Source organism: Microbacterium sp. Se5.02b, assembly GCF_019464375.1.
Taxonomy (GTDB): domain Bacteria; phylum Actinomycetota; class Actinomycetes; order Actinomycetales; family Microbacteriaceae; genus Microbacterium.
In genome coordinates this window covers 372,780-384,478 of sequence record NZ_CP080491.1, presented here as the reverse complement: position 1 = coordinate 384,478, position 11,699 = coordinate 372,780, and the positions used below count along the sequence as shown (strand labels likewise).

The window sequence follows — 11,699 nt, the reverse complement described above, 5'->3', positions numbered from 1 at the left end:
TCGTAGCGCGTCACGAGCTCGTCGCCCTCCACGCGCAGGAAGTCCCGCTCGCCCGCACGGTGGGGCGAGAAGGTGCTGGACTCGATGGCCATGCCGGCGATGGCGATGCGCGGAAGCAGGGAGGTCGCGGTCATGCTTCGAGTCTAGATCGCAGCTCGAAGAAAACCCGACGTCTTATTCCGAATGAGTAGGAACTTGAGTCGATTTTCGAAGCTACGATGAGGTCAGGCCGCCGCGGTGCGCAGCTCCTCATCGATCCGGGCGGGGTCGAGCATCCGCTCCAGCAACTCCCATGCCACTCCGCGTGCGCCGGCGAGCGCGCCCGCTCGGCTGACGCCGATCTCCAGGGCATCGGTCGACATGGGCAGGCAGAGCGTGAACAGCGCCTGCCGCACGCCGGCGACGAACGCATCCGCCGTGGCCAGGCGTCCCCCGAGCGCGAGCGCCTGCGGGTTGAAGAAGTTGATGATCGTGGCGAGCACCTCCCCCGTACGCGCGCCGGCCTCGCGCAGCGCGGAGGTGGCCTTGGGGTGAGCATCCTGCGCGAGGGCGAGCACGTCGTCGAGGGTCTCGACCGCGACTCCCGCCTCCTTGAGCGCGTCGACGATCGCTGCGCCACTGGCGACCACGTCGAGGCAGCCGACCCGACCGCACGAGCAGATGATCGGCGGCGCGTTGTGCAGGGCGACGTGGCTGATGTCGCCGGCGACGCCCCGGAACCCGCGGTAGACCGCGCCCTCCAGGATGATGCCGCAGCCGATGCCGCTGCCCGCCTTCACGAAGACCAGCTGCTCCTGCTCGCCGCCGCGCTCGATGAACTCCCCGACGGCCATCGCGTTCGCGTCGTTGTCGATCAGGAACGGCAGCCCCGTGACGGAGCCGAGCACCTCGCCGACGTCGACGCCGTTCCATCCCGGCATCCGCATCGGCGCCAGGAGCCGGGAGGTGCGCGAGTCCACCGGTCCCGGCAGGCTCATCGCGATGCCCTCGAGGGTCAGCCCGCCGTTGGCCTTCGCGAGCTCCCGTGCCGACTCCCACACCTGGCCGACGACGCTCTCGACGCCGTCCAGGAGCGAGACCTGAGCGACGGTCGACACGACGACCTCGGCGCGGCGATCGAACAGCGCCACGGTCGCATGCTGCTCTCCGAGCTCCACACCGGCGACGACGCTGCCACCGGCCCTCACCGTGAGCACACGGGGCCGACGACCACCACGCGACTCCCCCTCGCCGTTCTCCTCGATGTAGCCGTGGGCGATCAGCTCTTCCACCCGAAGTGCCACGGTCGAGGGGGAGAGGCCGGTCAGGCGGGCCAGGTCGGCGCGTGACTGGGCCGCTCCGGTGCGCACCAGCCGGAAGATCTCACCCTCGGAATGTACGGTCTGGGTCGCCGGCGCCACGGTGTCCTCGAATCATCTTGCTTCGGTAGTCAAACAAAGATAGCCCCCGGACTGGAGAAGCGCCATCCCTGCGGGTCGGCCGGAGGGCGCAGACTGGCATCATGACAGAATCCGATCCGCACCTGCTCGGCCCCGGACTCCTGCCCACGCCGTTCACGGCCGCCGAGATCCGCGACGCCACGGGGCAGGGCAAGACCATCCACCTGCTGCTGGAGGGGCCGGACGGACCCCTCGGCGAGCACGTCAACCGCTTCCACGACGTCGACGACGAGGGGGCGACGCTCGACCGCTGGGCGGTCGCAGACCCGAAGGCGGTCGTGTCGAGCCGTGTGACGTGGGCCGAGCTGCAGGGGCACGCGGCGTTCGACGCCGGCACCACGAGCGTGTCGACCGTGACCCTCCCCTCCCCCCTGGGCGAATTGACCTGCCGGCGGTACGACACCGAGGACGGCGTCTTCTGGTTCTCGGTGTCGCACCCCGGGATGCCGGTGCAGTACGAGTCGGACGGGATGCGCACGACCGTCCTGAGCATCGAACCGGACTGACGCCGACACGCTCGGCCTGAGGGCATACGATTCGCCGACGGGACGACGAATCACCGAGGTTCCGGCACCGAACCGTCGGCTCATCGTCATCTCGTCGGCGGATCGTCACGCCGAACGGATCCGGGTCAGTGCCCGGCGGCGCCGACCACCACGAACTCGTTCGGCACCACGTCGAGGGTGGCTTCGGCCGACACCTCTCCCGTGTGCAGGTCGACCGCGAGGATGCGGCTCTTCGACGGCTCGGTCACGTAGGCGATGTCGCCCACCACGCGCAACCCCGGGTGCGGCTGCTGCCACTCGGTCGGGCTCTCCCACGCGTCGATGACCGGCCACGACTCCTGCAGCGCTCCGTCTTCGTCGAGCACGGAGAGGGTGCCGTCGGCTCCGAGCACGATGACATCGTCATGCCCGCTGCGGCCGACACCACGCCACGTGTACCGGAGGTCACCGGGAAGATCGACCACCGAGATCTCCCCGGCATCGGTGTCGACGCGCACGAGCTGTGACAGCAGGTAGCCCTCGGCATCCGGATCGGTCTTGTAGTCGCCGAACGCGATCGAGCTGGTCTCCGTCACGTAGGCGTTGCCCGTGCGGCCGAAGTCGTCCGGCGCATCGAGCTTGGTGAACGCGCCCGCGTCGAACACCAGCACGCCGTCCTCGCAGCCGAAGATCACGACCTCGTCCTTCAGCGCCCCCTCGCCGTGCACGCCGGGGCACTGCTCGTCGCGCGCGAGCTCGGTGCCGTCCGCCGCGAGGTGCCGCACGCCGCTGCGCGTCTCGGAGGTGCCGATGGTCGACAGGGTCGTGCCGTCGGCGAGTTCGATCGCGACGCCGTGGTGGGCGGTGTCCGAGGTGAGGGTGTCGGTCGGCGGGAGCGTGCCAGAGCCCACGGCATCCGTGTCGAAGATCTGCACCTCGCCGGTGCCGTCGTCGAACAGCGCCGTCCGTCCTGCGTGCGGGGTGGCATGGCCGGGCGCGACGGCATCGAACACCTCCCCGGTGAACGTCACCGTGCCCGATGCGAGACCGGAGTCGAGCACGTGGAAGCCGTCATCCGCGGAGACGAAGACGTGTCCGTCATGGTCGCCGGCGTCGTTGACACGGAGGAAGCCGCCGAGTTCGGCCTGCCCGACGACGTCGAGTGTCTCGCCGTCGAGCACGAGCACACCGCCGTCGTAGGTAACGGCGATGCGGGTGTCGCCCTCGTGGTGCTCCTCGGCGGCAGGGGCATCGGAGTTCTCGGCACCGGGCGCGGTCGTCGCGCATCCGGCGAGCGCCACGGCGGCGATCAGGCCGAGGGCGCCGTTCGCGAGGCGGCTGCGGGGTCGGGACATGGATCGTCTCTCTTTCTTCTGGGTGGGTGCGCGGGATGCGCGACGACGACGGAGTCGTCGAGGGATCAGCCGACCTGCTGGACGAACCAGGGGTCCAGGTCGGTGAAGGTGCGGGCGACGCGGCCGTCGCGGTGATCGATCTCGTGCACCGCCCCGTCGGCCGGGTCGGTGAGGTACGCATGGCGCGCGTCGACGACAAGCTGCACGCGATCGCGCAAAGCGGGAGCGGCGACGGATGCCGCCAACAGCGGTTCGGTCCGGACGAGCACCTCCCCGTCCGGGGCGAGCACCCGCACCCGACCGTCGATGTCGAGGACGACCGTGCGGCTGCCATCGTCGCCGAGCGCGACCGCCCGGATCAACGGGACCTCCGAGCGGAGCAGCGTCCACCGCCGCTCGCGCACATCGAGCAGCCACGCTCCGATCTCACCCGCGACGCCGGCGAGGTCGGGCCGATCCGCGCGTCCGGACAGAGTCGTCGGCGGCGGGGCCTCGACAGGGAAGGGGATCGGCTCAGCGGCGAGCGCGCCGCCGACCTCTCGTGTGAAGAGCACAGCCCCGGCGTCGCAGGTGAACACGGCGCCGACCCGCGTGGTATCCGCATCGGATGCGCCGGTGCACGCGGCACTCTCTCCGGGTGCGGGGTCGCCCGAGAGGTCGATGATCTCGATCGAGCTGCCGGCGGTGGGGACGAGCAGCCGGTCCGCGAAGGGCATGACCGGCCCTGACGCGTCGACGACGAGGCGGGGTGTCGCATCGACGGTCTCGCCGAGGTCGTCGTGCGCGAGGAGGACGATTTCCCCGCTCTCGAAGGCGACGGTGGTCTGCTGACCGCTCGTCGTCGCGCGCACCTCCCCTGCCCCTCGATGCGACCGAGACTCCGCGGCTCTCCGCGGAAGGAATGGGTGTGGTCGCCGTGCGGCATCGTCCAGCGCGCGGAGTCGATGACCTCGACGGAGGATGCTTCGCCTTCGTCGTGCTCGCGGAAGACGAGTCGACCGTCGCCGAAGACGCCTGTCACGCTGTGCGCCGCGGGGGCGAGCGTCGAGCGTTCCTCGGAGGAGAGGTCGAGGAGCGTGACCTCGCCGTCCCGGTCGGCGATAACGAGGGCCAGCGCAGGGGTCGAGACCTCGGCCGCGGCGCCGGCGTCGATGCCGTGCGCATCGGGTGTCGACGGCGCCGAGGGTGCGGTCGACTTCTCCGTCGGCGCCGAGGAGGGGTGCAGGCGGTGGCCGCGAGGAGCAGGGCCAGGGCGGACGGGAGGAGCGCCGCGCGGCGCAGAGTGGAGAGCTTCATGACTCTGCCACCTTATTGAGAACGATTCTCAATCTCAAGTCGAGGATCATGCCGGCGACAGCGAGTACTGCGCGCCGGGAGGGTCCCGACGTCGGCGCCCCGGCGTAGGGTCTCAGCATGAGCAGCACAGCACCCGCACGACGTCATGGAGTGGTCCCGTCCTACCTGCTCGCGCGTCTGGCCGAGTCGGGCCGCTTCCCCGAGCGGCCGCAGCGGCGCGTCAGACGCTGACCGCCGGCCGACCGCCGTTCCGCGCGCGCATCGACCTGTCGATCGACGAGAACGGCGACCTCGTGGCGCAGCTGTCCGACGCGCCGAACCGCACGATCAGCGACGCGGCCAACACGCAGCAGCTGCCGGGAGTCGTGGTGCGCACCGAAGACGACGCCCCTGTGGCGGACGACGCGGCGAACCAGGCCTTCGACGGGCTCGGCGCGACGTTCGAGATGCTGCTGGCCGCGTTCGCGCGCAACTCCCTCGACGACGCGGGCGCGCCCCTCGATGCCACCGTGCACTACGGCGTCGACTACGACAACGCGTTCTGGGACGGAGAGCGCATGGTGTTCGGCGACGGCGACGGCGAGGTGTTCCAGGGCTTCACCGGCTCGCTCACGGTCATCGGTCACGAGCTCGCCCACGGTGTCGTGCAGCACACCGCCAACCTCGAGTACCAAGGTCAGCCGGGGGCTCTGAACGAGTCGATCGCCGACGTGTTCGGGGCGCTGACCGAGCAGTACGCACTCGGGCAGTCCGCCGACGAGGCGACCTGGCTCATCGGCGCCGAGATCTTCACCGAAGCGGTCGAGGGTGCAGCGCTGCGGTCGATGATCGCTCCCGGCACGGCGTACGACGACGACGAGCTCGGCCGAGACCCCCAGCCCGACCATATGAGCGGGTTCGTCCGCACGACCGAAGACAACGGCGGGGTGCACATCAACTCCGGCATCCCCAACCGCGCGTTCGCCCTCTTCGCGATCGACCTCGGCGGCAAGGCCTGGGAGCGCGCAGGCACCACCTGGTATCGGGCGCTCACCGGCGGGTTGTCGAGCACCGCGACGTTCACCGAGTTCGCCGATGCGACAGTCGCCGCTGCCACGGCGATCGACGATGCCACGGCTGCCGCCGCTCGACGCGCCTGGGCGCGCGTGGGAGTCTATGAGGATGAGCGAGTCCCCTCCACCGACTGACGCCCAGGTCGTCATCGCGGTCGTGCGCTCGGGCGGCATCGCCGGCATCCGCCGTCAGTGGCGCGTGGAGGCGGAGTCCGACGACGCCGTGGAGTGGATCGACCTCATCGACAGCTGCCCGTGGGATCAGGAGACCGAGGCCGACAGCGGCGCCGACCGGTTCGTCTGGAGCATCCGCGCTCGCACACCCTCGGAACGGCGCGAGCGCGAGCTGCCCGACTCGGCGCTCGACGGCCCCTGGCGCGCACTGGTCGAAGCCGTACGCGCAGCCTCCGCCTGACGGTTCGTCGTCGGCGCGTCATCCGATCAATCCCGTGTGAATCCGGTGCTCCCGGCCGAGCACGGGGTCACAATGGAACCCATGGGACTGTTCCAGCACAAGCCTGAAGAAGAAGAGAACCAGTGGATTCTGCCGTCTGAGCCGCTCGAGCGCTCCGAATCGGAGATCCTCGACACGGCACCCGTCGTCGATCCGCTCTCGATCGGCCTCGGCGCGGAGGCCAGCGGCGACCTGAGCTCCGTGCTGTTCCCGGTCGCACCCCGGCCCCTGACGCCGTCTCGATCGAGAGCCGCGAGCCCGAGCCCGAGCCCGGGCCCGGGAAGGACTGATCCTCGGTTGCCGTCGCAGATGCAGCCTCGCGGCGCAGGATTCCCGCGTATCCGTGCGACCTCGACGTGATTCCGCGTCGGCGCCCACCGTTACGGTTGAGGGATGACGATCACCGCCGCCGCAGACGGCTCCGCCCTGGGCAACCCCGGCCCCAACGGGTGGGCCTGGTACATCGACGACGCGAACTGGGCGGCAGGCGGGTCCCCGCACGGCACGAACAACCAGGGCGAGCTGCGCGCCGTGCTCGAGCTGCTGCGCGCGACCGCCGGCACCGACGAGAAGCTGCTGATCGAGTGCGACAGCCGATACGTGATCGACTCCGTGACCAAGTGGATGCCGGGGTGGAAGCGCAAGGGCTGGCGCAAGTCCGACGGCGGGCCCGTGCTCAACCGCGACCTCCTGGAGGGTATCGACGAGGCGATCCGCGGCCGTGACGTCGAATTCTCCTGGGTCAAAGGCCACGCCGGCCACCCACTGAACGAAGCCGCCGACGAACGTGCGAACGCCGCGGCGAAGGCGTATCAGCAGAAGCAGGAACCGCGTCGAGGACCGGGCTTCACCCGCGGAACGGATGCCGGAGCCGCGGTCGCCGCGTCGGCACCGGTCGCCGCGAACGCGCCATCCACCGCGCCGGCGCCGGCGTCCGGGGCCACATCCGCTTCGCCGACACGGCCGTCTTCCGCTGCCGCGTCGACCTCGGTCGCGGAGCCGTTGTGGGCCGAACCCTCCGACCTGCTCGACGGCCTCGACGCCCCCGAGGACGACCCGATCGAGCTGCGCATCCCGCTCTCCTCCGACGAGCACGCGCGGCTGCGTGACCGTGCCGAGGCCCAGGGCATCTCGCTCGAAGAGGCGCTCCGACGCCTGATCTGAGCGCAGAAGCCGAGGCGTACACTCGCACCATGTCGACTCCTGCCCGCACCATCGGCCGCGTGTTCCTCGGCGCCTCCCTCGTCTTCGCCGGCGTCTCCCACCTCACGGTGGCCCGTGAGGAGTTCCAGGCGCAGGTACCCGAATCGCTGCCCCTCGATCCGGATACGACGGTGCTCGCCTCCGGCGTGGCCGAGGTCGCGCTCGGCTCCACCCTCCTCCTGGCGCGCAAGCGCCGGCGCACGGTCGGCGTGATCGCCGCACTGTTCTTCGTCGCGGTGTTCCCCGGCAACGTGGCGCAGTGGATGCACCATCGCGACGGCTTCGGCCTCGACACCGACATGAAGCGCTTCGTTCGCCTGTTCTTCCAGCCGGTGCTCGTCGCGCTCGCCCTGTGGTCGACCCGCGCACGCCGCCGCTGACCCTTCTCCTCCCCTGGCGAGGCCGGGGACATCGGCCGGCCTCGATGAGGCTTCGCGCAGCACCCCTCCGTAGACTCGGCGGATGAGGAGACGGCGGGTGACGCAGCGGTGAAGGCCCGCACCGTCTTCGGCCTGCTCCGCCTCGGCGCCGCCGCCGTCTGCCTCGTGGCGCTCATCCACCGGCTCGCGTGGGGCCTGGCGTCGAACACGATCGCGAGCCAGAACTTCTTCGCCTACCTGACCAACCAGTCGAACATCGCCTTCGTCGTGCTGCTGAGCATCGCCGGCGTCATCGCCCTCCGCCGCGCGAGGGATCCGCGGTGGCTCACCGTCGCGCTCGCGCTCGTGCTGACCTGGACGATCACCGCGGGTCTCGTGTTCGCGATCCTGGTGTGGCAGGCCGGTCTCCGCGGCATCCGCATCGACGTGCCGTGGTCGGATCAGGTGCTGCACTTCTGGCTCCCCGCCGTCACGGTGGCCGCCTGGGCGCTCGCGCCGGGGCATCGCTCCGTGCCCTGGCGGGTGGTGCCGGTGGCTCTCGCGTACCCGGTGCTGTGGGGCATCGCGACGATGATCCGCGGACCGTTGATCGGCTGGTACCCGTACTACTTCCTCGACCCGCGCCAGGTGAGCGGGCCCGTGGAGTTCCTGGTCTCCGCCGCGATCGCCCTCGGCACCTTCGCCGCCGTCGCGACGGTGCTCGTGCTGATCAGCAGGATGCCGCTGCCGCGACGGCTGCGCAGCGAGGCGGAGCACAGCGCGCGGAGATCGACGAAGGAGCAGGTGCCGATCGACGAGCGCGTCGGTCAGACGTAGAGCGAGAGCGAGGCGAGGGCGGCTTCGATGGCCTCGTCCTCATCGAGCTGCGCGAGCTCCGCCGCAGCCGCCCCTCCGACGATCCCCACGAGCACGTTCTCACCCGTCGCGGGTCGCAGATTGATCCAGGTCGCAATCGCCACGTCGGCGCCGACCGCGTGCCAGATCGTCTCCTCGCTGTCCCAGAACGCCTCTTCCCAGCGCAGCCAGACCGTCTCGATCGCGCCCATGCCGAGTGCCGCGATCGCGCCGCGGTTGGAGAAGGGCAGCGGCGGTTCGAACTCGATGCTCCGATCCTGCAGCACCCCGAGCGGCACGGTGACGACGACGCGGTCGAACGACAGCGCCTCCCCGGTGCCGAGGCGGATGCTCACGCCCGAATCGTCGTACGCGACTCTTGCGACGGGCGAGTTGAGGCCGACGGTGACGCCGTCGAGCGCCTGTTCGATGAACGGCGTGAGGTCGCCCGTCGCGGCCTTCGGCTCACCCGCGGGGAGCGGCGGGGCGAACCAGCTCGAGAGTTCGTCGGCGCCGGCTCCCGTGCGGGTCGCGAGGATCCCGAGCAGTGCGGCGGTCGCGGGGTCTGCGGGGTCGATGCCCGCGGCGGTCAGCGCATCGGCGACGGACGTGTCCTCGGGAGCAGCCTGCGCCGTCGCGATCGCGGCGTCGAACGGCTGCGGGTCGACCGGCTCCGTGTCGCCGTCCGGGGTCCGCCATCGTGCGCCGGTGAGGTCGACGATGCCGATGTCACCGCTGCTCAGGCGGTCGAGCACGTCGCCGTCATCTTCGCCGAAGAGCCAGGCGCCGAGCTGCACCGGCATCGGCCACGAGTCGTCGGTACGGGAGTACACCCGTCCGCCGACACGGTCCCTCGCCTCGACGACCGTCACCTGCAGCCCGTTCTCGGCGAGCAGCGCCGCGGCCGTTGCACCGGCGAGTCCGGCGCCGACCACCGCGATGCGCTCGCCCGACGTCGCCGGGACCAAGACCTCTTCGGCGGCGCGCGTCCCCGACGCGATCGCACCGCGCACGGTGCCGGGGGCTTCGGTGTCGGTCGCCTCTCCCGCGAAGAAGAGGCGCTTGTCGACCGGCGTCGCCAGCGCGGAGCGGGTGTCCGACAGCACGCCGACGGGTGTGAAGCTGGCCGCACCCAGGGCGAACGGGTCTGTCGTCCAGCCGCTGCGGATGCTGCCGGCGGGGGCGGGGACCCCGGGGGCGGCTCCGGCTCACGGGTGCGGGTGGGCGTCGGGGTGGGCGCGGGCTCCGGGGTGCACGAGGCGAGAAGCACCGAAGCGACACCGGCTCCGGCGCCGAGGAGCAGTGTACGGCGCGTGATCCTCATCGTGTCGCCACCCTATCCCGAACACCGCCGTGGCGGTGCGGCGCGCTCGGTCCCGCCGAGCAGTCCGGACCTCCCCGGATGCGACACAGAACGACGGCGCGGGTAACCCGGGGTAACCGCCGGTAACGCCCCGACTCCCCCGTCGGCCGGTACTCGCACCTCACATAGCGTTTCACCACCAAGACCCCCCACCGCAAGGAGCGGCCATGACGACTTCCCGGAATCGGTTGCTCGGAGCGATCGCGGCGACTGTGCTCACCATCACGCTCGCCGCCTGCTCGACGAGCACCGGCGGCTCCGCCGGACCCACCGACAGTGGCGAGCCCGAAGCGGGAGGAACACTCAAGCTCGCTCTCAACGCGTGGGCACCGACCAACCTCGACCCCCACCAGCAGGGGAACTCGAATGACCCGCTCATCTTCCGTGCGATCTTCGACACGCTGTTCTGGCAGAAGGAGGACGGCACCTTCGAGGGCCTGCTGGCCGAGTCGTACGATCTCTCCGACGACGGCCGCGTGTACACGATCCACCTGCGCCCCGACATCACGTTCCAGGACGACTCGCCGCTCACCGCCGCGGTCGTGCAGCAGAACATCGAGCACATCTTCGACCCCGCGACGGCGGCGCCGCTGCAGGCGTCGTACCTCGGGCCGTACGAGAGCTCGAAGGCCATCGACGACCTGACCCTGGAGATCACCCTCTCCGAACCGTACTCCGCGCTCATCAACGTGCTGTCGCAGGCTTACCTGAGCATCATCTCGGGAAAGCAGCTCACCGAGGCGCCCGAGACGATCGTCGATCACCCGATCGGCACCGGACCGTTCGAGGTCGTCGACTGGCGGGCGGACGAGTCCCTCACTCTCGAGCGCAACGACGACTACGGCTGGGCGCCGGAGTCGGATGCCGGAAGGACGGGCGCCGCCTACCTCGACGGCATCGAGATCAGCTTCGTCGCCGAAGACAGCGTGCGCTACAACGGCCTGGTGGCCGGCGACTTCGATGTCATCGACTGGACTCCGCCGCAGAGCGTGGAATCGGTGCAGAGCAACGACAGCCTCGAGTTCACCAGGTTCGACCGTCCCGGCCATCCGTATTCGCTGTGGCTCAACGAGAACAATGCTCCTCTCGATGACCAGGCGGTGCGGCAGGCGATCTTCGCCGGCCTCGACCGCAAGGCGATCATCGACGCGGTCTCGTTCGGGCAGTGGACGGTGGCGGACGGCTTCCTCGTGCCTTCGACGCCGAACTACGCCGAGAACAGCACCGCCACATTCACCCATGACGTCGATCAGGCCAATGAGATCCTCGACGACGCCGGCTGGTCCGAGGTGGACTCCGAGGGGTTCCGCACGAAGGACGGCCAGCGCCTGTCGCTCTACTTCCCCACGACGGGTGACGTGACGCAGGCCAACCAGATCCTCGAGATCGTGCAGGACCAGCTCAAGGACATCGGGGTCGAGGTGCAGATCGATCTGCTCTCGTCAGAAGATCAGCAGGCCCGCGTCGCCGCAGGCGAGCAGGACATCAGCGCCGGCATCTGGACCACGAACACCGCCGACGTCCTGTTCATCAAGTACAGCTCGACAGAGGTCACGACACCTGAGCGCCGCGGGACCAATCAGACCAACACCGCGGATGCGGAACTCGATGAACTCGTCGCGACCGCGCGGGCATCGACCGACGCCGACGAGATCGCGGATCTGTATGCGCAGGCGCAGGAGCGCCTGACCGAGATCGTCCCCTCGATCCCGCTGTACTACCGGCCCTCGCTGGTCTCGTCGCAGGACAGCGTGCACGGTCTGGCATTCGACCGCGCCTACGGCAACCTCTGGTTCTACAACACCTGGAAGGAGGGCGCGGGTTCGTGACCTTCCGCC

At 70.1% G+C, this 11,699-nt stretch carries 10 protein-coding genes and 2 pseudogenes; 7 read left to right on the top strand and 5 right to left on the bottom strand.

All coding sequences use genetic code 11. The annotated features are described in order from the left end of the window. Positions 1–47 precede the first annotated feature (47 nt). Positions 48–92: pseudogene (locus K1X59_RS22665) on the bottom strand (hypothetical protein); the annotation flags it as partial. 132 nt (positions 93–224) lie between these two features. Continuing rightward, positions 225–1,400, bottom strand: a complete 1,176-nt coding sequence (locus K1X59_RS01950) for an ROK family transcriptional regulator (RefSeq protein ID WP_220173868.1) — start codon at positions 1,398–1,400, stop codon at positions 225–227. 101 nt (positions 1,401–1,501) lie between these two features. Here K1X59_RS01950 and K1X59_RS01945 point away from each other — a divergent pair, with 101 nt between their 5' ends. Next, the gene (locus tag K1X59_RS01945; RefSeq protein ID WP_183151650.1) at positions 1,502–1,945 is read left to right on the top strand and encodes a hypothetical protein; all 444 of its coding nucleotides are present in this window, start codon (positions 1,502–1,504) and stop codon (positions 1,943–1,945) included. 125 nt (positions 1,946–2,070) lie between these two features. On the opposite strand, the gene K1X59_RS01940 is transcribed toward K1X59_RS01945, so the two are convergent. Together K1X59_RS01940 and K1X59_RS01935 are read right to left on the bottom strand one after the other, a co-directional pair. After that, positions 2,071–3,279, bottom strand: coding sequence for a hypothetical protein (locus K1X59_RS01940; RefSeq protein ID WP_220173867.1), 1,209 nt, complete (start codon positions 3,277–3,279; stop codon positions 2,071–2,073). 65 nt (positions 3,280–3,344) lie between these two features. After that, positions 3,345–4,130: a hypothetical protein gene (locus K1X59_RS01935; RefSeq protein WP_183151648.1), complete on the bottom strand. Its 786-nt coding sequence runs from the start codon at positions 4,128–4,130 to the stop codon at positions 3,345–3,347. A 562-nt stretch (positions 4,131–4,692) separates the two neighbouring features. On the opposite strand from K1X59_RS01935, the pseudogene K1X59_RS01930 reads away from it, so the two are divergent. The 5 genes and pseudogenes from K1X59_RS01930 (at position 4,693) to K1X59_RS01910 (ending at position 8,480) form a co-directional block, all read left to right on the top strand. Beyond that, positions 4,693–5,762: pseudogene (locus K1X59_RS01930) on the top strand (M4 family metallopeptidase). Next, the gene (locus K1X59_RS01925; RefSeq protein ID WP_183151647.1) at positions 5,737–6,042 is read left to right on the top strand and encodes a protealysin inhibitor emfourin; all 306 of its coding nucleotides are present in this window, start codon (positions 5,737–5,739) and stop codon (positions 6,040–6,042) included. The pseudogene K1X59_RS01930 and the gene K1X59_RS01925 overlap by 26 nt, the downstream one beginning before the upstream one ends. 432 nt (positions 6,043–6,474) lie before the next feature. Further along, the gene (locus K1X59_RS01920) at positions 6,475–7,245 is read left to right on the top strand and encodes a ribonuclease H (RefSeq protein ID WP_183151646.1); all 771 of its coding nucleotides are present in this window, start codon (positions 6,475–6,477) and stop codon (positions 7,243–7,245) included. 29 nt (positions 7,246–7,274) lie between these two features. Further along, the gene (locus tag K1X59_RS01915; RefSeq protein ID WP_183151645.1) at positions 7,275–7,664 is read left to right on the top strand and encodes a DoxX family membrane protein; all 390 of its coding nucleotides are present in this window, start codon (positions 7,275–7,277) and stop codon (positions 7,662–7,664) included. A gap of 108 nt (positions 7,665–7,772) precedes the next feature. Then, entirely contained in the window at positions 7,773–8,480 is a 708-nt protein-coding gene (locus K1X59_RS01910; protein WP_183151644.1) for a Pr6Pr family membrane protein, read from the top strand. On the opposite strand, the gene K1X59_RS01905 is transcribed toward K1X59_RS01910, so the two are convergent. Continuing rightward, on the bottom strand, positions 8,471–9,634 hold the full coding sequence (locus tag K1X59_RS01905; RefSeq protein WP_244632640.1) for an FAD-dependent oxidoreductase: 1,164 nt from the start codon (positions 9,632–9,634) through the stop codon (positions 8,471–8,473). The genes K1X59_RS01910 and K1X59_RS01905 overlap by 10 nt on opposite strands. 394 nt (positions 9,635–10,028) lie before the next feature. Between K1X59_RS01905 and K1X59_RS01900 the strand changes: the two genes are divergently transcribed. Further along, entirely contained in the window at positions 10,029–11,690 is a 1,662-nt protein-coding gene (locus tag K1X59_RS01900) for an ABC transporter substrate-binding protein (protein ID WP_183151643.1), read from the top strand. The last annotated feature ends 9 nt before the right edge of the window (positions 11,691–11,699 follow it).

What these genes read in the sequence shown, in the direction of transcription:
- K1X59_RS01945 (WP_183151650.1), top strand. Translation starts at nt 1,502, where the DNA reads ATGACAGAATCCGATCCGCACCTGCTCGGCCCCGGACTCCTGCCCACG.
- K1X59_RS01940 (WP_220173867.1), bottom strand. Translation starts at nt 3,279, where the DNA reads ATGTCCCGACCCCGCAGCCGCCTCGCGAACGGCGCCCTCGGCCTGATC.
- K1X59_RS01925 (WP_183151647.1), top strand. Translation starts at nt 5,737, where the DNA reads ATGAGCGAGTCCCCTCCACCGACTGACGCCCAGGTCGTCATCGCGGTC.
- K1X59_RS01920 (WP_183151646.1), top strand. Translation starts at nt 6,475, where the DNA reads ATGACGATCACCGCCGCCGCAGACGGCTCCGCCCTGGGCAACCCCGGC.
- K1X59_RS01915 (WP_183151645.1), top strand. Translation starts at nt 7,275, where the DNA reads ATGTCGACTCCTGCCCGCACCATCGGCCGCGTGTTCCTCGGCGCCTCC.
- K1X59_RS01900 (WP_183151643.1), top strand. Translation starts at nt 10,029, where the DNA reads ATGACGACTTCCCGGAATCGGTTGCTCGGAGCGATCGCGGCGACTGTG.